General features: G+C 69.4%; 23 protein-coding genes. 4 read left to right on the forward strand and 19 right to left on the reverse strand.

The features are described from left to right. The first annotated feature begins 133 nt into the window (after nt 1-133). Nucleotides 134-2,035, forward strand: coding sequence for a Helicase associated domain protein (locus OG266_RS44415; RefSeq protein WP_371553283.1), 1,902 nt, complete (start codon nt 134-136; stop codon nt 2,033-2,035). 58 nt (nt 2,036-2,093) lie between these two features. Here the strand turns inward: OG266_RS44415 and OG266_RS44420 are convergent, their stop codons facing one another. Beyond that, nucleotides 2,094-2,660, reverse strand: coding sequence for a hypothetical protein (locus tag OG266_RS44420; RefSeq protein ID WP_371553284.1), 567 nt, complete (start codon nt 2,658-2,660; stop codon nt 2,094-2,096). A gap of 365 nt (nt 2,661-3,025) precedes the next feature. On the opposite strand from OG266_RS44420, the gene OG266_RS44425 reads away from it, so the two are divergent. After that, the gene (locus OG266_RS44425) at nt 3,026-3,226 is read left to right on the forward strand and encodes a hypothetical protein (protein ID WP_371553286.1); all 201 of its coding nucleotides are present in this window, start codon (nt 3,026-3,028) and stop codon (nt 3,224-3,226) included. Nucleotides 3,227-3,725: 499 nt separating this feature from the next. On the opposite strand, the gene OG266_RS44430 is transcribed toward OG266_RS44425, so the two are convergent. After that, a complete protein-coding gene (locus OG266_RS44430; RefSeq protein WP_332880917.1) occupies nt 3,726-3,956 on the reverse strand; it encodes a hypothetical protein in 231 nt (76 codons plus the stop codon). A 204-nt stretch (nt 3,957-4,160) separates the two neighbouring features. Here OG266_RS44430 and OG266_RS44435 point away from each other — a divergent pair, with 204 nt between their 5' ends. Next, entirely contained in the window at nt 4,161-5,546 is a 1,386-nt protein-coding gene (locus tag OG266_RS44435) for a cell filamentation protein Fic (protein ID WP_332880916.1), read from the forward strand. Nucleotides 5,547-5,660: 114 nt separating this feature from the next. Here the strand turns inward: OG266_RS44435 and OG266_RS44440 are convergent, their stop codons facing one another. After that, the gene (locus tag OG266_RS44440) at nt 5,661-5,936 is read right to left on the reverse strand and encodes a hypothetical protein (RefSeq protein ID WP_332880915.1); all 276 of its coding nucleotides are present in this window, start codon (nt 5,934-5,936) and stop codon (nt 5,661-5,663) included. A 771-nt stretch (nt 5,937-6,707) separates the two neighbouring features. On the opposite strand from OG266_RS44440, the gene OG266_RS44445 reads away from it, so the two are divergent. Further along, entirely contained in the window at nt 6,708-7,463 is a 756-nt protein-coding gene (locus tag OG266_RS44445; RefSeq protein WP_371553388.1) for a class I SAM-dependent methyltransferase, read from the forward strand. A 75-nt stretch (nt 7,464-7,538) separates the two neighbouring features. Here OG266_RS44445 and OG266_RS44450 read toward each other — a convergent pair whose 3' ends face one another. From OG266_RS44450 to OG266_RS44525, 16 genes are all read right to left on the reverse strand, one after another. Further along, nucleotides 7,539-7,862, reverse strand: a complete 324-nt coding sequence (locus tag OG266_RS44450) for a hypothetical protein (RefSeq protein ID WP_371553289.1) — start codon at nt 7,860-7,862, stop codon at nt 7,539-7,541. Between the two features lie 262 nt (nt 7,863-8,124). Next, a complete protein-coding gene (locus OG266_RS44455) occupies nt 8,125-8,421 on the reverse strand; it encodes a DUF1330 domain-containing protein (RefSeq protein ID WP_371553291.1) in 297 nt (98 codons plus the stop codon). A gap of 218 nt (nt 8,422-8,639) precedes the next feature. Next, nucleotides 8,640-9,170 carry an anthrone oxygenase family protein gene (locus tag OG266_RS44460; protein ID WP_371553293.1) on the reverse strand — a complete coding sequence of 177 codons (531 nt, stop codon included), beginning with the start codon at nt 9,168-9,170 and terminating at the stop codon, nt 8,640-8,642. 3 nt (nt 9,171-9,173) lie between these two features. After that, nucleotides 9,174-9,782, reverse strand: coding sequence for a TetR/AcrR family transcriptional regulator (locus OG266_RS44465; RefSeq protein ID WP_371553295.1), 609 nt, complete (start codon nt 9,780-9,782; stop codon nt 9,174-9,176). Between the two features lie 112 nt (nt 9,783-9,894). After that, nucleotides 9,895-10,386 carry a nuclear transport factor 2 family protein gene (locus OG266_RS44470; protein ID WP_371553297.1) on the reverse strand — a complete coding sequence of 164 codons (492 nt, stop codon included), beginning with the start codon at nt 10,384-10,386 and terminating at the stop codon, nt 9,895-9,897. A gap of 42 nt (nt 10,387-10,428) precedes the next feature. Then, complete coding sequence (locus OG266_RS44475) at nt 10,429-10,662, reverse strand: acyl-CoA carboxylase subunit epsilon (RefSeq protein WP_371553299.1); 234 nt, start codon at nt 10,660-10,662, stop codon at nt 10,429-10,431. Nucleotides 10,663-10,672: 10 nt separating this feature from the next. Then, complete coding sequence (locus OG266_RS44480; RefSeq protein WP_371553300.1) at nt 10,673-12,280, reverse strand: acyl-CoA carboxylase subunit beta; 1,608 nt, start codon at nt 12,278-12,280, stop codon at nt 10,673-10,675. Continuing rightward, the gene (locus OG266_RS44485) at nt 12,277-13,077 is read right to left on the reverse strand and encodes a 4'-phosphopantetheinyl transferase superfamily protein (RefSeq protein ID WP_329543386.1); all 801 of its coding nucleotides are present in this window, start codon (nt 13,075-13,077) and stop codon (nt 12,277-12,279) included. Before OG266_RS44485 ends, OG266_RS44480 begins: the two co-directional genes overlap by 4 nt. Continuing rightward, complete coding sequence (locus OG266_RS44490; protein ID WP_329543387.1) at nt 13,074-13,421, reverse strand: acyl carrier protein; 348 nt, start codon at nt 13,419-13,421, stop codon at nt 13,074-13,076. The genes OG266_RS44485 and OG266_RS44490 overlap by 4 nt, the downstream gene beginning before the upstream one ends. A gap of 88 nt (nt 13,422-13,509) precedes the next feature. After that, nucleotides 13,510-14,409, reverse strand: coding sequence for an alpha/beta fold hydrolase (locus tag OG266_RS44495; RefSeq protein WP_332880909.1), 900 nt, complete (start codon nt 14,407-14,409; stop codon nt 13,510-13,512). Further along, nucleotides 14,406-15,959 (reverse strand): FAD-dependent monooxygenase, encoded by a 1,554-nt coding sequence (locus OG266_RS44500; protein WP_371553302.1) that lies wholly within the window; start codon nt 15,957-15,959, stop codon nt 14,406-14,408. Before OG266_RS44500 ends, OG266_RS44495 begins: the two co-directional genes overlap by 4 nt. Before the next feature lie 31 nt (nt 15,960-15,990). Continuing rightward, a complete protein-coding gene (locus OG266_RS44505; RefSeq protein WP_371553304.1) occupies nt 15,991-17,601 on the reverse strand; it encodes an NAD(P)/FAD-dependent oxidoreductase in 1,611 nt (536 codons plus the stop codon). A gap of 4 nt (nt 17,602-17,605) precedes the next feature. Continuing rightward, nucleotides 17,606-19,141, reverse strand: coding sequence for an FAD-dependent monooxygenase (locus OG266_RS44510; protein ID WP_371553306.1), 1,536 nt, complete (start codon nt 19,139-19,141; stop codon nt 17,606-17,608). Nucleotides 19,142-19,143: 2 nt separating this feature from the next. Continuing rightward, the gene (locus tag OG266_RS44515) at nt 19,144-20,082 is read right to left on the reverse strand and encodes an aromatase/cyclase (RefSeq protein ID WP_371553307.1); all 939 of its coding nucleotides are present in this window, start codon (nt 20,080-20,082) and stop codon (nt 19,144-19,146) included. A 28-nt stretch (nt 20,083-20,110) separates the two neighbouring features. Further along, nucleotides 20,111-20,893 carry a 3-oxoacyl-ACP reductase FabG gene (gene fabG / locus OG266_RS44520; RefSeq protein WP_371553309.1) on the reverse strand — a complete coding sequence of 261 codons (783 nt, stop codon included), beginning with the start codon at nt 20,891-20,893 and terminating at the stop codon, nt 20,111-20,113. Nucleotides 20,894-20,923: 30 nt separating this feature from the next. Next, a complete protein-coding gene (locus OG266_RS44525; protein WP_329543394.1) occupies nt 20,924-21,196 on the reverse strand; it encodes an acyl carrier protein in 273 nt (90 codons plus the stop codon). Nucleotides 21,197-21,200 lie beyond the last annotated feature (4 nt).

Genomic DNA, 21,200 nt, shown 5'->3' on the forward strand with positions numbered 1-21,200 from the left:
CAGTGGAGACGCTGGGAAGCCGTGGGCGGCCGTCCATGACCAGAGGCTGGTCCCGGCGGTGCGTCGGGTCTACATGACTGCCACGGCCCGTATTTGGGAGGCAGAGGGGGATGCGCCGCGTCTGGTGGCGAGCATGGACGAGGCCAGTCCCGTCTTCGGGCCGGTGGCTTACAAGCTGCGGCTGTCGGAGGCGATCCGACTCGGGCTTGTGGCGCCGTATCAGGTGCTCTGTCTCGACATCCGTGACCCGGAGCTCTATGCCGCGCTGACGAGCGAGGACACTGGGTCCCCGGCCGTGCGCGGGGCGCGGCTCGCGGCCGTCCAGGCCGGACTGATGCGCGCCGCGGTCGAAGAGCGGTTCCGTCGGGTGCTGGCCTTCCACAGTCGGGTGGGTGAGGCGGAGGCGATGGCGGCTGGGGTGCCGGCGGTCGCGGCCCGGCTCGCCGAGGACGACCCCGAGACTTTCCCGTCTGCGGAGCGGGTGTGGGCGGACTGGCTTTATGGCGAGCATGCGCCTTTGCACCGGCGTCAAGTGCTGGATGAGTTCGCTTCGGATTTTCGCGGAGAACCGGAATTTGAGGGACTGGATATCCCGGCTGCTTTGCGCGTTCTGAGCTCCGTTCGGGTCCTCGGTGAGGGCGTTGATACTGCTGAATGTGATGCGGTGCTCTTCGCTGATGCGCGGGGGTCGATGATCGATATCGTGCAGATGGTCGGTCGGGCGCTGCGGATGCAGCCTGGTGCCGGGAAGTTGGCGACGCTGATCGTTCCGGTATTCCTCGGACCGGACGAAGATCCAGACGAGATGTTGACCTCGGATGCCTACCGCACCCTCACGAAGGTTCTCGGGGCACTGCGGGCGCACGATACGGAGACGATCGAGGCCCTCGCCGATCCGCGTGTCCGCAACAGTCGCACCGAGGCCGAACACGAGGAGGTGGAGGGCGAGTTCGAGGGCGGCATCGACGGTGGGGAGCGCGACCAGGAGCAGGACGTCGCGCGGGTGAGCGGGGCGGCGGCCGGGGTGCTGCGCTTCAGCGAGGAGCGCGACCCGTTCGCGCTGACGCAGTTCGTGAAACTGCGGATCATCGATCCGGAGGGTGCGTACTGGCGGCGGGGTATCGAGGCCGCGACCCGGTGGCGGCGTGAGACCGGCCGCACCGAGCTGCGCGTGCCGTACACGTACGTGGCGCCGGAGGAGTGGGGAGCGGCCGGTGGGTATCCGCTCGGGCGGTGGATCGCGGATCTGCGGCGCTACTACGCCGCCGGCACCCTGGAGGCCAAGCGCGTCGTGGAGTTGGAGGCGCTGGGGATGGTGTGGTCGGCGTGGGAGACCGCATGGGCCGAAGGACTCGCCGTAGCGAAGGAGTGGGCCTCCGTACACGGGCATTTCCTCCCGCCCACCGCCGCTGCGTGGGGCGATGGCTTCCCCATCGGGGTGTGGGCGAAGAATCAGCGGGCTGCCGCTCGCAAGGCGCTCGTGAACGCTGAACGGCGTGCCGCGGGCGAGGTGGGGGTGTCCGGGGTCGGGGAGCTCTCGGAGAGCCGTCTGGACGCCTTGGATGCGATCGATCCAGCCTGGTGCCCTGCCTGGGGGATCGACTGGCAGAGGGGATTCCATCTCACGCTCATGCACGTGCGGTCCGACGGGGCGCTGCCCGTACGGGCGGGCGACGTGCTCGTGCAGGGCGAAGACCTCGGAGCGTGGACGGCTGCGCAGCGTGCGGGCTGGGACAAGCTGACGCCCGCGCAGCAGTGGATGCTCGACAGCGTCCTCGGGCTCGAGCCCGAGGACGAGACGGAACTGGCTCCGGTACGACGGACACAGGCCGACCGGTGGACCACCCACCTCGCCGCAGCCCGCCAGTTCCACACCCGCGAACGCCACCTCACCGTGCCTCGGAAGCATGTCGAGCAGATGGACGACGGCACGGAGATCAAGCTGGGCGGGTGGCTCGACAACACCCGCCGCAGGGCGGACAAGCTCACGCCAGAGCGCCGAGCGGAGCTCGATGAGCTCGGCATGCGCTGGTAGGCCACGGTGGGGGTGCGGGACTCCAGCGCCCGGTTCCAGTGCTTCGGCTGTGGTGCGTTCAGAAGGGGGGTTCGTCGCTGTATCCGCCGCCTGTCTGGACGGCAGGCTTGGGGGGAGAGCTGGTAGCCCACGGGTTGTCTGTCGGAGGCGATGCGGTCCCGCCCCAGCCGCCGGAAGCCTGCCGAGCTGGTGGCACCGCGGAAGCAGCCTGCGCTGGCGCGGCGGGCGGGGTTGCTGGTGCTTCGTCCGGTTCGAGGCCGTCGATGTCGTTGTTCCACAGTCGGTGCAGGTGCTCGCGGCAAGTCGCCGGATCGTTTTCGTCCCAGCGGTTGTCGTCCGGCTCCGGCCAGCGCCGGCCGTCGGGGTCCCGGTCTTGCAAGTGGCACAGAGCACGTAAGAGGGCGTCGACGACCGCCCATTGGCTGGTGGTCGTTCCCGTGAGGAGGCGTCGGATGGTTTCCCGGCTCACCTTGTGGGGGTTGGGCATGGTGCCCGTGAGGGTCGCGATCTGCGGGAGCGGGGGGCGTGCGGCTTCCCGGTAGTGGACGTAGAGCTCGGCAACGAGTTCCCGCTTGGGACCGGGCGGCAGCACGTCTTTACCGGGTATTCGCAGCATTCGCGGCATCCGGCAACTCTGCCAGACGTAGACACAGTTGACCCCGGAAAAGCTTGTTTCCACCTGGCATCACACCATATGAAGCCCCATGTGAGCTCATCCAGCCTCGCTCTGACTACTCATTGGCCCACCTGAGCTCATGACAGCAACTCAGAAACCATCCACAACCAGTGAGAACACCTTTCAACAACCTGCTGTTTTCGCTGGTCAGGGGGCATTTGGAGGTGGTTTTGTTGTTGCTGTTCACCCCGGGATTCAGGAAATGTCTCAAGGAGTGGACAGCGGCACGGCCGTCATCGGAAACGGCGACGGCCCCCTGGTGGGCAGGGAGCCGTCTGCAGAGGACCGAACCATCCCCAAAGAAGGAGAAGCTCATGTCCGAGGCCGAGCGTACGTTCAACACCGGCAAGCCGGAACCCCGCGCGGCCCCGAAAGCCGAGACGCTGGCAGCCCGGTCGGCACACCGGGCGAAACAGCTGCGCAACGAGGCTGGCCTCTACTTGCTGCGCGGCGCGGCTACGGCTGTCGGCGGAGCGGTCGTGGCGTACGGCGTTGTCTGGGTGCAAGCCCGCTGACGGGCTCGGACGGTACCCATGCCAGGAGACTCTGGGCGCAGGAAACCCTGAGGGCTGAGCTGGCATCAGAAGTGGTGGCCAGAGCAGAACTTGAGGCTGGTCGACTACGAGGCTTCAGCACCCCCAGCGCGGCCAGTACGTGAGCCCGCACTGTGTTCGTGGAGCCGTACGGATACGTCCGTGACCCACCCACCCCGACCACTCCCCCTCGCGCTCTTCGGTCCCGCGTGCAGCTCCAGCTGCACGCGGGACAGGCCGTCGCCAGGTCCAAGATGCCGCTCCGAATCCACGGCCGGGCCTGGCCCCACCATCATCAACTACCTCAACAGTCAGCCAGGCAACGAGAGATCAGTAAAAGAAGTGGGGGTGCCCAGGCGTCGCACGGCTTGCCCAAGAGACCAGAGCAGGTGAGCAGGCCCCACCGGGCGAGGAGGCACGACAGGCGGATACCGCGCAGGATCTGTTCCTCCCGCTCGGTCAGGGTGCGCAGGCCGCCGGTTCACCGCTGCGCATCCATGGCCCGGGCCTGACTGCGCAACTCCACCCGCGCCGTCGGCTTGCTGCCGGGACCCGCCCAGAACGGATGCCACCACAAGCGGGCCGACAGCATCAGCAGACGACGACGGTGTGCGGTGTTCGCCGTGGGGCAGGGCGCGGCGAGGGCGTCGTAGGTGTGGTTCCAAGCCGCTTGCAGCTGGACCAGGTCGTGGGGGAAGGGCGCGGACTCCATCACCCAATTAGCTCACGTGTTCGAATTCTGGCTCAAGTCGGCACGCACCTGCTGCGCAACTGCGTTGTGACTGAGCATCGCAGTTGGCGGATGAGCGCTTGAGATGGCGGGGCTGTGCGTCGGAGGTGGCGACAGGGGGCCCGTCGCGCTCCTGGGCGGGGAAAACTACTTTGGGGCGTCGGGTGAGCGTGGCAGGCTTGCGCGGTGATCGTTGAGTTGGCTCCTCGCTTCCTGACCTGGGACGACGTGGACCCCGCCCGTCAAGCCTTCGACGGCGCGTCCGTAGCGCAGACGGTGCGCTCGCTCGGCCCGGCCCGGTGTGTGCCTATCCGCCCGGACGTCCCTTTCGGGGACCCCGCGATGAGCACCTGGAGTCATGGCGAGGCCGAGTCCTGGGCCGACGCCATGTCATACGCCCTTGTCCAGCACTACGGCGGGTGGACCGTCGGGTGGCGCTGGTCGCACGACGAGGGGGATTTCGACGGCGGACCGGTAGGAAACTGGTGCTGTCCGCGGGACTCGATCACGACGCCGGAAGAGACACTGGTCCGTGTCGAGGCGGCCCTGCGTGAGTGGCGCGAGTGGCTGGAGTACCTCGCCGGCTGGTTCGAGGCGTACCCCCTGGACCTGACCGACATCGAGGACCAGCGGATCTTGTGGGAGCGCGCGGCGAGGAATCTGATCCTGCAGGTCGTCGACCGCACCGGGTGCGGCAGCGGCTGGCACGGCCACTGCCGCCAAGTGCTCACCTGGTTCCTCAATCGCTGGGGAGTCGCGCCCGACGTGGCCCGGGACCTGGTCAACGAGGCGATCGGTGGACGGTTCCACAGCTGGACCGGTCCTGACACGGTGGTGGTCGACGACGTCGCGGAGCAGCTTGCGCTCTCTCTGCAGCCGGCCGACGGCCGTACCCGCACAGACGCGCCGACTCAAGACCACTTGCAGCGCTGGCTCGCGGTACGCGAATCGGTGCCGTGGCACGAGGTCCCGGACAGCGGTACGGACGGACCGGTGGTGCCACTTCGCGACGGCGCGGCGGAGGACATCCGGGCCTTCGACGGCGCCATCGACCCTGCCCGAGCCGAAGGCCTGCTCAGCGCCCTAGAACTGCTCCGAGCCGACGCGGCACGCGGAGCGCGGCTCGACTTCGCACTGCTCAGCAGCTGGCAGCAGCACCTCCTGGGCACGCCGCAGCCGCCACGGTTCCGCAACTCGCCCGCCTTCGCCAAGGGGAGCAGGGAGTGCTACGGCATCGGACCGGACACACGTGCCCGCTTCGACACGTGCCTGGCCGAGAGTGCATCCGACGTCGGCCGACCTCTCGGCCTGACCGCCCGCGCCGCCCGTGCCTGTCTCGACGTCTGCTTCTTCCATCCCTTCGACGACGGCAACGCCCGGTCCGCGTTCCTCACCCTCGTCTTCATCCTCGCCCGCGAGGGCGTAGCACTCGACGGAGTCAGCCTCCTGCGCCGCATCACCTTCGAGGCCGACGACCCCCAGGACCCGCTGATCCTCGTCCGCTACATCAACATCCATCTTGCGGAGACCCGGCGCCGCACCGCCGACTCGCCCGGCTCGGCATCGAGGTGAGCGCCTCAGTTGGCGAACGCCGCCAACTCTGGCGCTCAGTCACATGCGTGTCCCGTGCCATCCAAGGTTGAGCGTGTGTCATTGAATCTTGAGGGCATGCCCTCAGCTGCCGGGCTACGCGTCTCGGATGACGTTGTAGATCGTCTGGGAGGCGGGTGCCGGGTGCGGGGTGTTGTGCCAGCCGATCTCCTCGGCGCGTTTCTCAATGGCTTCTCGTGCAGCTTGAGCTGCGACTTCGTCCTCAAAGAAGGCAATAGACAGTCCGTTGCCAGTTGCAGGATCGATGAGGTGATACGCACCGTGGACGCCGGGCACGGTAGCAGCGGCCTCCAGCACCCAGTCACGGTCATCGGTCGGCATCGGTTCCCAAACGGCCACTCTCGCGATCATCGCTGTCTCCCTTGTCCGCTTGCTGAGCTTTCAGGATGAAGCAGCCTTCGGTGACAGCGCTCAGCTTTCGATGACACCGAACACTGCGCAAGAGGACTGAGCAGCAGGAACAGGACTGCGCAGGACCCTCACTAGCTGCGCAACGCTCTGCGCACGGCAGCGTGAATCCCCGCGGCAGCGGATCCGGGACCAGCTGGTGCCTGCTGGCCGTGGCGCCGGAATCCGCCACCGCAGCGGGGTGCCCACGCGCGCTCCAACGGGGCGGGCGAGGACCTCCGAACGGCTTTCACCGTAGACACGCCCGCCCCCACCACGGCACCCCGACCAGACACATCACCTTCCGGTCTCACCCCCCGACCACGGCCTGCCGGACCCCGACCGGAACCCCCACCACAGCAGGTCGACTCTGTGCCGGACCGCTCGATGTCCAGGGCCAGGAAATTTCTGTGACCCGTCCACCTGGCGAGTGGTGAGGGGTTGCGCGGCTAACACACCAGGGGTGTAGCAGGGCCGCTGTCTGCCCGGACACCCGGCAGGCATTCGACTCCCCCGCTCACGTTCAGAGCGCATTCAAGGGCCGACCGGTGCAGAAAGTCGCAGGTCGCAGGCCCGTAACGGGCCCGGTCCGGGTGACAACCTCCCCTCAGACGGACAACTGACAACCCACAAACACCGTCAGAGCCATCCTTGCGAAAACCATTGGTGCCCGGCTTGCTCCGCTGATGGACTGACGTCCTACCGAGAGTCTGCCGCGTGACGGAGGTAGTGGCTGTGACAGGCTATGACGTGCTTGCCGAGGTGTACGAATGGCTCATCTCGGATGCAAAGTTGCCTCCAGCCGAGTTCGCTGCGTCGTTCGACGACGTCCTCAATCTCCTGCCGTCGAACGCTCACGTCCTCGACTGTTCGTGCGGAACCGGACAGTTGGCGGTTGGCCTCGCCGGTCGTGGCATGCAGGTTGTCGCAACTGACGCCAGCGAGGCGATGGTTCGTCGGACTGCAGAGTTGTCTGAGGAGTTCGGGGCATCCGTCCGGGCCGTACGGGCGAACTGGGAAGAGTTGCCCGACCATTTCCAGGACAACACGTTCGACATGGTGTTCTGCGTTGGCAACTCGCTTCACCATGCCGCGGGCGCGACAGGCAGGGGTGCTGCTCTGGAGTCGATGTCACGGCTTCTGCGCCCCGGCGGGCGCTTGGTACTCACATCCCGCACTTGGGAACTCGTGAGGGCCAGAGGTTCCCGGCTGGAAATCAGTGACCGACTCGTCCGCCGGAACGGTCGCGACGCCGTCGTGGTCTACCGCTGGGAGATTGCGCCGCATTGGGAGGAGGAGCACCACATCGAGATTGCGATCGCGCAAGTTGATGCGACCGGGTTGGTTCTTGTCCGCTCGGAACTGCTGTCCTGCTGGCCCTACCGGTACGAGGAACTCGAAGTCGAGCTGCACCGGGTCGGACTCCAAACGGAACTGAGCACGTTCGATCTTGAGGCCGCGAACTACATGGTGGTCGCGAGCAAGGTATAAAACACCGGACTCTCAGTCCCTGGCCGAACCGCGCGGTTGCTCGCAGGACGCTTGCGCCCTCTCATCGGTGCGGGTTCAAGTGGTCAACGCAACGCCTCGGACGAGGAGTGCTCGTCGATCAGACGGCGGTAGATCCGGGGTGACGGTGTGGCGCTGTTTCCTGGTCGCGTCCAGATCAATGAGCAGGATCTCGTCGATCAGCAGCGTGAACGGATCCAGCTTCGACGGCCGCGCCGAAGCGGTTGTCGTGCGTGACTGCGGCCAAGCCGAGGTCAGGGCCTTGTTGACCGTGCTCCAGGTGACGCCGTACTTGCAATGCAACGCCCGGTTCGACATGCCATCGCGGGAGTCGCGCCGCAGCGCGGCGTACAACTCGACCTTCGACTGGCCAGGCGGCATCGGGGGTGCTCCTTTACTAAGCACATCCAGCTTGACACCGCAACCCCGATGGTGACGTCAGAATTCGCGAACATCTTTCTGGGCCATCACCTGGTGCCGTCAGCTTTCACGAACAACTGACGTCACCAACTACCGACAGAACCACTCAGCCTGCCTCACCAAGTGACACACAAATGAGAGACCCTCCGGACAACTCAACGCGAGATAACACTGTCGGTGCTTGGGGCAGTGGGGGGACGGTCGGCCGGCCGGGTGGTTGGGGTCAGGCGGCGGCTACTCCTTCGAAGATCATGATCCTGCCCTGGGTGTTGCGTGCGCGGAGGGGGACGATCTCCTGGTAGGCGGGTGACTGGTACCACTGCTGGGCTGCTTGGGCGGTGGGGAATTCGATGACGCCGGTGAATGCCTTGCTCTCGCCCTCGAGTACCTGCCAGGGGGCTCCGCGTACGAGGTAGCGGCCGCCGTGGGGCTCGATGGTGGCGATGAGTTTGGCGCTGTAGGTGGCTACCTTCTGTGGGTCGCCGGTGAGTTCGGCTTCGGCTATGACGTATGCGGGCATGTCGTGTCCTTAATCGTGGGTGTGGTGTGGGTGGTGCTCGGCTGCGCGATGGGCGCGCGGATGCTCTGTCTGCGCGGGTGGGGGCGGCCCGGTCCGGTGGCGTGCGGAGGCAGCGGCCGTCGGGCAGCGGGGCGCTGGCTCCGGCAGCCGCTGCCGGTGTGTGCGTCGAGTTGGTCGTCACTCGGTTCGGGTCCGCCCGGGGTCTGTGCGATGGCGGGCTAGGAGCGGGCGGAGAGCGGGGCCGGGGTGGGTGTGGCGGGTGCGGTGGTGGTCTTGCGGGTGATGGCGGAGTAGGCGAGCAGGCCGAAGGCCAGGAGTGCGGCGAGGGTGCGGACTGCGTGGGAGGTCTGCCAGGTGTCCCGGACGTCTGCCCAGTCGGAGGGCGGGGCGGTGACGGTCCAGTCCTTCTGGTCGGCGTTGATGGGGAGGTTGACGATCACCGTCAGGATCAGGATGAGGAGGAGCAGGGCCAGGGCTGCCAGGGGGATCCACAGGTCGCGGTTCTTGGTCTTGGCCTTGAGGGCGCCTATGACGAGGATCGCTGTGGCGATGATGGTGGGGATGAGGGTGGCGGAGGCGAGGGTGTCCAGGGAGTCGAGTTCGACCTGTCGTACCTGGGTGTAGACCTTGCCGTCGTAGTCGCGCAGGGAGTTCTCCAGGACCAGTACGCAGACGAGGAATCCGGTGAAGACGCCGCCGAAGAGCAGGCCGATCCAGCGTGCGGTCGAGAACAGCGGACCTTGCTTCATTCATCACTCCTGGTTGGTGACGGTTCGTGTCGGTGTCGAGAGGGTGGCTGCCACGGTGCGGGCCGCTGCTGCTGTGAACTCGGGTGGCGGGTAGGGCGGTTGACCGGGTGTCAGGGCTGCCAGTGCGGCGTGGTGGAAGCAGATGCCGAGGAGGAGGGTGGCTGCGGTGGGTATGTCGGCGTCCGGGGGGATCTGTTCGCGTTCGCGCAGGCGGGTCAGGCTGCGGGTCACGGCCGGCAGGAGGTGGTGCGGCGCTGTTCGCTGGGCGGGGAGCAGGGTGGGGTCTGCGAGGAGGGCGCCGAGCAGGGGCATTAATTGCCGGTAGTAGGTGAGGAGTTGGGCGATCAGATGGGCGCAGTAGGCTTCTGCGTCCTCGTCCATGTCGGTGTTGTTGGGCAGTAAGTGCGTTGGGGTGGGGAGGCGTTCGGCGAAGAGGCAGGCGAGGAGGTCTGCTTTGTCGGTGAAGTGTTTGTAGAGGGCGGCTTCGGAGCAGTGGGCGGTGGCTGCGATGGCCTTGGTGGTGGTTTTGGTGAGGCCGGTGGTGGTCAGCAGGTGGAGGGTGGCGTCCAGGATGCGGGTGCGCGTCGGGCGGCCCGGGGCTGTAGTGGGCACTCACTCACCCTTTCGCAGTCGTGTGCGAGTTGTAGGAGTGGCGGCGGGCCGGGGGGTGTGTGCGGTGACGCGCGGCGTCCGGGTTGGCGCTTTGCGTCACCCTACACAGGGTTCAGTGAGCGGTTTTGGCGAGCGGTGCCTGGCCTGACTGCCATACGAGGTCGAAGACGAAGCGGTGGATGCGCCAGCCGTGCGGAGTGCGGCGTGCTTCGGCCTCGTAGTGGCCGCCGATGTCGAAGTGCCCTGCGGGCTCGTCGGCTTGGGTGACGTGTACGGCCATGAGGTGGGCGCGTACGCGGGCGTGGTTGCCGTCGGGGTCGAGGTCGACGGTGTGGTTTGCGCTGATGTGGTGGGTGCGGGCGAAGTTCGTGCGGGCCATCTGCTGGAATGCGGCGAGTCCGTCGATGCCCTTGAACTCGCCGAAGGGGAAGGTGAGATGGACGTCGTCGGTGAAGATCGAGTCGAGCCAGGTGTCGTGGGCGCGGTCCTTGTCGAGGTGCAGGACGTAGCGGTCGCACAGCTGGGTCACCTCGAGGCGGTCGTTGAGGAGCCTCAGTTGGCGGTGGAGGTTTTCCAAGCCGGATTCGTCCTGGGGTGTGGGCATCTTCGTGCCTTTCTCGAGTGCGGGTGTAGTGCTTGTCGAGGGTCAGGCCGCGCGCTGGAACTGGATGCTGCGCCAGGCTCGGGGCTGGAAGGGGGTGGGCTGTTGCCTGTGCCAGCGGGCCGGGGTGGGTGGTCGGCGGGTTTCGGTGGTGCGGGTGGTGTGGGTGGTGGTGAGGCGCTGGTGCAGGACGGCGATGACGGCGGCGAGTTCCTCGGGGGTGGGGTTGCCGCGTTCGATCTTCAGCTCGAGGGCGGGGGCGGGGTGTGGGGTGGTCATGGCCGGCCTCTCACTGGGGGGGTGTGCCGTGTTTGCGGCGGGGCAGGGGTGCGTCCTTGGCGGCGAGCATGGTGAGGGCGCTGATGAGGGACATGCGGGTGTCGGCGGGGTCGATGACGTCGTCGACGAGGCCGCGTTCGGCGGCGTAGTAGGGGTGGACGAGGTTGCGTTTGTACTCGTCGATCTTCTGGGCGCGCATGGCGTCGGGGTCGTCGGCGGCGGCGATCTCGCGGCGGAAGACGACGTTGGCGGCGCCTTCGGCGCCCATGACGGCGATTTCGTTGGTGGGCCAGGCGAGGGCGACGTCGGCGCCGATGGAGCGTGAGTCCATGACGATGTAGGCGCCGCCGTAGGCCTTGCGCAGGACGACCGAGACGCGGGGGACGGAGGCGTTGCAGTAGGCGTAGAGGAGTTTGGCGCCGCGGCGGATGATGCCCTCGTGTTCCTGGTCGACGCCGGGCAGGAAGCCGGGGACGTCGACGAGGGTGACCAGGGGGATGTTGAAGGCGTCGCAGAACTGGACGAAGCGTGCGGCCTTCTCGCTGGCCTTGATGTCGAGGACGCCGGCCATGGAGGCGGGCTGGTTGGCGACGATGCCGACAGTGCGGCCGTCCAGGCGGGCGAGGGTGCAGACGATGTTGGGGGCCCAGGCGGTGTGGACTTCCATGTGTTCGCCGTCGTCGACGATTTCCTCGATGACGGTGCGGATGTCGTAGGAGCGGTTGCCGTCGGCGGGGACCGTGTCGAGGAGGGTGGGGCAGCGCCGGTCCGCGGGGTCGTCGGTGAGTGCCTCGGGGGGGAGTTCGCGGTTGTTGGCGGGGAGCAGGGAGAGCAGGTAGCGGACTTCGGCGAGGCAGGTCTCCTCGTCGTCGTAGACGAAGTGGGCCACTCCGGAGGTGGTGCCGTGGACGTCGGCGCCACCGAGGCCATCCTGGGTGATTTCCTCGCCGGTGACGGCCTTGACGACGTCGGGGCCGGTGATGAACATCTGTGAGATGTCGCGGACGGCGAAGACGAAGTCGGTGAGGGCGGGGCTGTAGGCGGCGCCGCCGGCGCAGGGGCCGAGCATGACGCTGATCTGGGGGATGACGCCGGAGGCCTGGGTGTTGCGGCGGAAGATGCCGCCGTAGCCGGCCAGCGCGCTGACGCCTTCCTGGATGCGGGCGCCCGCACCGTCGTTGAGGGAGACGAGGGGTGCGCCGGCCGCGGTGGCCATGTCCATGATTTTGTGGATCTTGGTGGCGTGGGCTTCGCCCAGGGCGCCGCCGAAGATGCGGAAGTCGTGGGCGTAGACGAAGACGGTGCGGCCCTCGACGGTGCCCCAACCGGTGATGACGCCGTCGGTGTAGGGCTTTTTGTTCTCCAGGCCGAAGCCGGTCGCGCGGTGCCGGCGCAGTGCCTCGATCTCGGTGAAGCTGCCCTTGTCGAGGAGGAGGGCGATGCGTTCGTGGGCGGTCAGTTTGCCTTTGGCGTGCTGTCGTTCGGTGGCGGCCGGGTCGGGGCCGAGCAGGATGCGTTCCTTGATCTCTTTGAGTTCTTCGGTGGCGCCGTGGCCTCCTGGCGGGGCGGGCTCGGTGCGGGGCGCCGCATTGGACGGTGCGCTGTGCATGGTCATCACTCCTCCCAGTTCGGGCAGACGTGCTGCTCGGCGGCGATCCGTTCGGTGGCGTCGTCGGTGTAGAGGCACTCGGTGGGCAGTCGCCGGGCGGTGATGTCGAGCGGTGGGGCGTCGGCGGGGGCGGCAACCGCGAGGGCGGCGACGTGTTCGGGGCAGCTGGGTACGGTCTGCACCCGCCAGCCCCTGGGGCGGGCGGGTGCGTCGGGTCCGGTGCGTTCGCCGAGGTAGTCGCAGTGCAGTTCACGGCCAAGGCCCGTGCCCAGGCCTTTGAAGTAGGCCTCTTTGCGGGTCCACAGCCGGCCGAAGGCGCGGGGCCGTTCGGTTTCCGGCAGGGCGTTGAGTTCCTGCTGTTCGGCGGGGTGCATTTCGGGCAGGCACAGGTGGGCGGTCTGGAGGGTCGGTACGCGTTGTACGTCCACGCCGAGGGGGGCGGCCGCGATGCTGATGAGGGCGATGCCGTGGCTGTGGGAGAGGGAGAAGTGCAGCGGGGTGCCGTGCAGGACGGGCCGGCCGTGCGGGCCGCCGCAGCAGGGGCAGGTGTCGCGGCCCAGGGGCAGTTGGGCGGGCGGGATGTCCGTGTAGGCGGTGAGCAGCCGGCGCAGGGCGATGTGCGCCATGAGGTAGGTGAGGCGGTCCAGGGGGCGTACGAAGGCGGCTGCCCGTTCCCGTTCTCGGTCATCGAGTTCGCTGGTGACCATCCGTTCGGGGTGGTCGCCGGCCCATTGGCTGCCGATCACCCACAGGTGCACGCGGCCCGTCCCGACCGGGAGGCGGGCCGCGGTGTGCGGTGCGCTCATCGCGTCATGCCGTAGGCGGCGGGTGCGGGTTCGGTCACCGACTGGGCGAGCAGTGCGGCGATCTCGCTGACGGTGTCGTCGCGCAGCAGGTCGTGGGTCTTGATGCGGACGTCGAGTTCCAGCTCGAGGCGGCGCTTGAGGCACAGGGCGAGCAGGGAGTCCACGCCGATGCCGCGCAGGGGCCGGTGGGGGTTGACCCGGTGGGCGGGCGGCACGTCGAGGACGTGGCCCAGTTCGCGGCAGAGCCAGGACTCGATGATCCGGGTGCGGGTGTGGAGGTCCATGGCGCGCAGGGCGGACGGATCGGGTGGCGTTGCGAACAGCGAAGTGGTGGCGGGGTTCATGGACTTTGTCGCTTCCGTCGTGGGGCGCGGGGTGGTGCGGGCGGTCGGTGTCCTTTCGCGGGGGCGCGCCGGGGTGTGCCGGGGGTGGTCAGGCGGCTGCGGGCAGGGTGGTGCCGGCGACCGCGTGCCCGGCGAGGCATTCCTCCAGGAAGGCGAGGGCGCGCAGGTGGTAGGTGTGGGCGGTCCAGCCGAGGCTGATGTTGTGGCCGGCCTGCGGCTGGCGTTCCACGAGCACGCGTGGCGCGGCGGGGAGGAGTCCTGCCAGTTCGGTCAGGGCGTGTTCGTCGTGGCGCCACCACTTCTCGTACTCGGCGAAGGTGAAGCGGACGGGGACGCGGACGCGGGCGGCGACGCCGGCGAACCGGGCGGGCCAGGCCTGTACTTCGGCGCGTTCGCGGGCGGGCATGGGGGCGACGATGTCGGGGCAGGTGCGGAAGGTGTCGGGCGGGTACAGGCGCAGGGCGCCCCAGTTGTGCCTCCAGTGGCCCTGCCCCTGGGCCGAGGGCAGTTCGGTGGCGGGTACGGCGAGGCGGTGGCCGAGGCCGGAGATGTCCAGGCCCAGGAGCGGGACGGTGAAGCCGTCGGCGGCGCAGGTGAGGGCGAGTTTGCCGCCGTAGGAGTGGCCCAGGACGAACAGGCCTGCGCCCAGCGGGTGGGTGGCGGCGTAGTGGGTGAGGGCGGCCCGTATGCGGGCCGACTGTTCGGCGAGGGTCTGTCCCTGCGGGAGGTGTGCGGCTGAGGCGCCGTAGCCGGGGCGGTCCGGGGCGAGGACCGTGTAGCCGAGGCGGGCGCCGAGGGTGAGCAGGGACTGGCCGGGGTGGGCTCGGGCGTCGAAGTAGCCGGCGGTCATGCCGCCGCCGTGCAGGGCGAGGACGGTGGCGCGGGGTGTGCCGCCGGGCGGGGCGGAGAGCAGGCCCGACAGCGGGACGCCGGCGGCGTCCAGTGTGAGGGTCCTGGTCCCGCCCCGTGGTGGCGCGGCGGCTGTCACGTGGGGCTTCCTGCCGTGGTGGCGGCCCGGCCGGCCGTACCGGCGGTGTTGTCGGTGCCGGCGGTGTTGTTGGGGTTGTTGGGGTTTCCGAACCAGCGCAGCAGCGCGGCGCGCAGGTCCCCGGGGTCCGCCTCCGTACCGGCGCCGGCGGCCCAGCACACGTATCCGTCGGGGCGGACCAGCAGCGCGGTGGTGGCCGACAGGACCCCTTCGCTCTCCTCGGGCCGTACGGTCGCCGTGTCGACCTGGTCCTGCCAGGGTGCGGCCGCCGCCCGCAGTTCGGCGTTCTCGCCGAGGTCCAGGAGCAGTCCGCGGGCCGGGTGCAGGAGTTCCATCGTGCTGGTGGGGCCCGTGGCGGCGGTGAGGGTGCGCGGCGGGAGGCGGCGGCCCAGCAGCGGGTGGCTGCCGGGGCCGACGTCGTAGCGGACGTCCAGGCCGGAGACCAGGCCGGCGAGGTGGCGTTTGACGTCGTCGTACTGGATGAGCTCGCCCATCAGCTCGCGCAGGGGGCCCATCTCGGGTCCGCCGACGAACAGCATGCCCTGGGCGTGGGTGTTCATCAGGAGCCGCTTTCCGGCGGCGTGCCGCTCGGTGTGGTAGCTGTCGAGCAGGCCCGCCGGTGCGCGGCCGCGGACCTCGGCGGCGAGTTTCCAGCCGAGGTTGGCCGCATCCTGCACGCCGGTGCTCAGGCCCTGTCCGCCGGCCGGGAGATGGACGTGCGCGGCATCGCCCGCCAGCAGGATGCGGCCGCGCCGGTACTCGGTGACCTGGCGGGTGGCGTCGGTGAAGGAGCTGACCCAGTGCGCGGTGCCGGCGCTGATGTCCTCGCCCGTGATGTGCCGCCAGGCGTCGGCGACCTCGGCGAAGCCGACCGTGCGTTCGCGTTCCTGGCCGGGTACGGCGTCGGGCACCACGATGATGCGGTCGACGCCGTCGCCCAGCGGTGCGGCCATCACCATGCCGCCGGGCAGCCGCTCCCCCAGGAAACGCGGGCGCAGTTCGCAGCCGGCGACGTCGGCGAGGTACATGGTGCGGGTGGCGTCGGTGCCGGGGAAGGCGAAGCCGGCCGCGCGGCGTACGGGGCTGCTGCCGCCGCCGCAGCCCACCAGGTAGGGGGCGCTCAGGCGCTGGACGCCCTGCGGGGTGGCGACGGTGATCTGGACGTGGTCGACCTGGTCGTCGAGTTCGAGGAACTCCCAGCCGCGCCGGATGTCGGCGCCGAGCCACAGGGCCCAGCGTTCCAGGACGTCCTCGGTGTGCGACTGCGGGATGCCGCGGGCACCGAAGTGGGCGTCCTCAAGGACGGTGTAGTCGAACTGCACGCCGCCGAAGTGGCCCAGCGCGGCCTTCTCCAGGCCGCCGAACCACGAAAGCAGGCCGCGCTGTTCGAACACCTCCATGGCGCGTGCGGTGAATCCCAGGCCGCGGGACTGGCCGGTGGGCTGTTCGAGGCGCTCCACCACGATGACGTGGGCGCCGCCCAGGCGCAGTTCTCCGGCGAGCATCAGACCGGTCGGGCCGGCCCCGACCACGATCACGTCGGCGTCCATCGTTCCTCCTGTTCCCATCACTGGCCCCCGGTCAGCCGAAGAGCCGGGCGATGTGCTCGGGGGCCTTGGTGCGGCCCCACTGGAGGGCCTGGCCGAGCAGGTCGGGTGTTGCTTCGAAGCACGTGTTGTCCGGGTCGCCGAGGGCGAACGGCGCGGGCAGGAACGCGGCCTTGTCCAGTTCCTCGAAGAGCAGGGCGGCGGCCTCGGCCGGCTCCAGTCCGCCTGCCTCGACGGCCTGGCAGGTGGTGCGGGTGAGGGTGAGCAGGGCGTGGATGTCGGCGCCGACCGGGTCGGGCAGGCCGGGGGTGGTCCGGTTCTCCAGGTCCTTGAAGACCTGCTCGTCGCGGTTGTCCATGAAGGCGCGGTAGGCCCGCTCGACGGTCATCGTCGGCATGATGCTGGTCGCCTCCCACACCCGGGTGACGGCGTTCCACAGGTCGTAGTGGCCGAACCCGACGAAGGAGCTGTAGACGAGGTCGTCGTGGACGTCGTACAGGCCCTGCTGGAGGTCGTCGATGTAGGCGAAGTTCTCGGTGGACCAGTCGCCGGTGCGGGCGGCCTCGATCAGGCGCCAGGCCAGGGAGTTGACGACTTCGACGGTGTTGGTCAGGCCGCGGGAGTAGAGCGCGTCGATGAATCCGGCGGCGTGTGCGGTCAGGCAGTAGCGTTCGCCGACCGTGCTGGAGGAGGAGTACTGCAGGCGGCCGGTGCTCACCCAGGGGCGTACCGCGCGGGCGTGGGTGAACTGCTCGGCGATCTGCGGGAAGCGGGCGAGGAAGGTGTCGAACTCCTGCTGCGGGGACTGCCCCCCGTCCTTGGGGAAGACCCGCTCGTCCAGGGTGAGGCCGACGCTGCACAGCGGGCTGATCGCGCCGTCGTGGTTGTCGAAGGGGATCACCCACAGCCAGCCGCCGTCGAAGACGTGGTGCAGGGTGCCGTGGTGCCAGGGGCTGGGCTGCTTGTGCGCGGCCGCCGAGGGGGCGTCGTCGTAGGGGGTGACGCCGACCATGTGGGTGAACAGGGTGCGGGAGTGGTGGCGGGCGCGGGTGGGGTTCTCGCGCAGGTCGAAGGCGTCGGCGACGGGGGAACGGAAGCCGCTGCCGTCGACGAGGTATTCGGCCCGGTACTCGGCGCCGGCCTCCGAGCGCAGCAGCACCCCGTTGGTGCCGGTCTCGATGCCGGTGATGCGGGTGGCGAGCAGCGCCGTGGCGCCGTAGCGGACGGCGAGGTGGAACAGGTAGGCGTCGGTGTCCTGCCTGAAGAGGTGGCTCTCGGTGCGCTGCCACTCGGGGACGACCAGCTGGTTGATCTCCTGGGGGTTCTGGGGCAGGCCCTCGCGGTGGTAGACGAAGCCGAAGTTCTGCTTGCGGCCGCTCATCGGGGAGATCTTGTCCTGGATGCCGCGGAAGCTGGCCAGGTGCTCGATCTCGGGGACCTGGTAGCGCTCGGCGACGATGCGGGTCATGGCCGAGGTGTAGGGGATGGTGGACTCGCCGACGGCGAACCGGGGGTGGGTGCCGGCGTCGATGAGGAGGACCTTGACGCCGTTGCGGGCGAGGACCGCGCCCAGCATGCCGCCGGCCATGCCCGCACCGAGGATGGCCACGTCGTAGCGCTCGTGCGCGTGGTCGTTGTTGTTCATTGGTTCACCCTTCGAGAGCGGAAGAGGACGGGACGAGGCGGTGGTCCGCCGCGGCGGTGGGGTGGGCTGCGGGCGGTCCGAACCAGTGGGTCAGGGCGGCTCGCAGGGGGGTGTCGCCGCCCTGGGTCCATACGACGTGGCCGTCGGGGCGGACCAGGACGGCACCGGCCCCGATGCCGGGGCCGGGGGTGGGGGCGGGGGTGGCCGCGACGGTGATGATGCGGTCCGACCAGGGTTCGGCGTCGCGGTGCAGGGCGGCCGTTTCGGGGTGCAGGGTCAGCAGCAGGGGGCGGCCGGAGCGGAGCAGTGCGGTGCTGGTGGCCCGCCTCTGGCGGACCATCAGGTCGACGTGGGGCAGGCGGGCGCCGAGCAGCGGGTGGCCGGCGCCGCCCTGGGTGTCGTAGCGGATGTCGAGGCCCGCGATCATGGCGGCGAGGTGGCCGCGGACCTTCGGCGAGGCGAGGAGTTCGGCGATCAGTGCGCGCGGTGAGCCGGCTTCGGCGCCGCCGAGGAGGAGCTGGGCCTGGACGGTGATGTTGGCGAGGACCCGGCGGCCGACCGCGTGCCGCTCGGTGTGGTAGGTGTCCAGGAGGGATTGGGGGGTGCGGCCGCGTACGGTCGCGGCCAGTTTCCAGCCGAGGTTGTGGGCGTCCTGCAGGCCGAGGTTGAGGGCCTGTCCGCCGATCGGCATCTGCCGGTGCGCGGCATCTCCCGCGAACAGGATCCGGCCGTGCCGGTAGCCGGTCAGCTGCCGGCAGGCGTCGCCGAAGGAGTTGACCCACAGCGGGGTGCCGGAGCTGATGTCCTCGCCCGTGACGCGCTGCCAGACCTCGCACACCTCGGCGAAGTCCGGCTCGGCGGTGCGTGTTGCGGCGTCGCGGCCGGACTCGTGCACCATGACGCGGGTGACGCCGTCGCCGCGCCGTGCGGCCACCGCGAGGCCCCGCTCAAGGCGCTGAAAGCGCCGGCCGGGTACGTCGATGCCGGCGACGTCGGCGCGCAGCAGCTCGCGCCGCGCGTCCTGGCCGGGGAAGCCGGCATCGAGCAGGCGGCGCACGGTGGAGTCCTCGCCGTCGCAGCCCACCAGGTACCGGGCCCGTATCCGCACCGGGCCGTGCGGGCCGGCGGCCACCGCCTCCACCCCCTGCTCCGAGGTGCGCAGGGCGCGCAGGGTGTGGTGCCGGGTGAGGCGTGCGCCCAGGGACTGCGCCCAGTCCTGCAGGACGCGCTCGGTCTCGGTCTGCGGCACCTTCCACTGCCCGAAGTGGGCGCTGGGCAGGGTCAGGTCCAGTGCGATGCCGCCGAAGTGCCCGCGGACCTCCCGCGGCGGGCTGCCGAAGGCGGGGAGCAGGCCCCGGCTGTCGAGGATCTCCATGGTGCGGGCGTGCAGGGTCGAGGCCCTCGACTCGGTGGTCGGGGCCCCGCGTGTCTCCAGGACGAGCACGTCGGCGCCGCCGAGGCGGAGTTCGGCGGCGAGCATCAGCCCGACCGGTCCCGCGCCCACGACGACGACCTCGGTCTCCAGCTGCTCGGCCGTCATGATCAGCGCCGGTTCTCGGCGTGGTCCTTGGCGTGGCCCAGGGTGGCGCGGCTGTTGGTGCTCAGCGCGCCGTGCACGTACTCCCTGGCGTCCGCGACCGTGGCGTCCTCGCCCAGGATCCGGGCGATGTTCGCGGTGTTGAGGACCACCGTGTGCTGCGAGGACGCGGTGCTCGTGCCGTCGGCGTTCTCGGTGAACGTCCAGTAGCCGGTGTGCAGCGTCATCAGCGCGGGCAGCGTGATCTGCTTGTAAGCGATCCTGTGGTGCGGGAACGCCACCCGGTAGGACTTGGTGGTGTGCGTGGAGCCGTCCTTGGCGCGGGTGTCCATCTCCAGCACCTGCAGGCCGGGGGCGGGCTCCTCGAAGCGGACGGTCGCCACGTGCGGCAGCCGCTCGGGCCACAGGCCGGCCTCGTTGACGAAGTCGTAGGCGTCCTTGGCCGATCCGGCGATCGTGACCGAGTCCTCGAAGGAGAACGTCACATCCCTTGCGGCGTGGGCGAGTTCGACGTTGGACTTGAGCGCGGCCAGCTCGGAGCGCGAGTTGCCGTCGACGGCCTTCTCGATCCAGGCCAGGCTCTCGGCGTCGTCGTCGATCGCCCGGTAGTCGTGCAGCAGCCGCACCCGGCAGGCGGTGTCGGTGAGCGGCTCGATGATCCAGGTGCCGCCCATCGCGGCGACCGGCGGTGCGGAGACCTCCTGACGGAAGGTGATCTTGAGGGTGGCGGCGTCCAGGGTGCGGCGCGAGGTCCAGTTCTTCGGCTCGCCGTTGGCGGTGGCCCAGATCCGGATGCGCTCGGTGTCGCCGTCCTGCTCGACCTGGTCGACGTAGAGGGTGGGCGGGAAGATCCGCGGCCAGTTCTCCACCTCGGCGATCAGGCGGTAGACGGCCGTTGCGGGGGCGTCGACGTCGACGGTGTGCTCGACCTCGCGGAGCGTCATGGCTGAACTCCCTTTCAGGGGCGGGGTGTTAGAAGTTGCCGAGGCCGCCGCAGACGTTCAGGGCCTGCGCGGTGATGGAGGCGGCGGTGTCGGAGGCGAGGTAGCCGACCAGGCCCGCGACCTCTTCGGGGCTCGAGTAGCGGCCCAGGGGGATCTTGGCCTGGAACTTCTCGAGGATGGCTTCCTCGGAGGTGTCGTAGGCGGCCGCATATCCCTGGCGCACGCGCTGTGCCATGGGTGTCTCCACATAGCCGGGGCACACCGCGTTGACGGTGATACCGGTCGGCGCGAGCTCGTTGCCGAGGGCCTTGGTGAAGCCGACGACGCCGTGCTTGGACGCCGAGTAGGGGGCGCCGAGCACCACGCCCTGCTTGCCCGCGGTGGAGGCGATGTTGATGATCCGGCCGCGGGTCTTGGTGCGCATGCCGCCGGCGTTGAGGACCTCGCGGGTCAGCCGGAAGACGCTGTTGAGGTTGGTGTCGATGACGTCGTCCCACAGCTCGTCGGGGATGTCGGCGGTGACGCCGCCGCCGCTGCGGCCCGCGTTGTTGACCAGTACGTCGATGGCGGCGAACCGGTCGACGGCGGCGGCGACGAAGGCGGCGACACTGCTCGCGGACCGCACGTCGACGGCGGCGCCGTCGACGTCGAGGCCTTCCTCGCGCAGCTGCTTGACGGTGCTGGTCACGTTCTCGGCGGTGCGGGCGCCGAGGAACACCCGGTGGCCGCCGGCGGCCAGGAGCCGGGCGACGGCGAGACCGATACCGCTGGTCGCGCCGGTGACGAGGGCGACGCGCTTGTCCTGCTGCATGGTGGCTTCTCCCTGGATGCGGAGGTCGGGTCAGGCGGCGGTGGAGACGGACGGCAGAAGGCCGTTGACGGCCGCGATGAGCGTGCGGGGGGTGCGGTTGTCGGTGAAGACGTCGTCGTCGAGGGCGATGCCGTACTCGCGCTCGATGCGGCCGCCCGTCTCGAGCAGGGCCAGCGACTCGTAGCCGAGCGACTCGAAGTCGAGGTCGAGGATGTCGCCGTCCAGGTCGATGCCGTCGTCGGCACCGGCGCCCTCCAGGAGGATGCGCTTGAGGTCGGCGAGGGTGAACACAGCGGAGCTCATGACT

This window comes from Streptomyces sp. NBC_00554, assembly GCF_041431135.1.
Classification (GTDB): Bacteria; Actinomycetota; Actinomycetes; order Streptomycetales; family Streptomycetaceae; genus Streptomyces.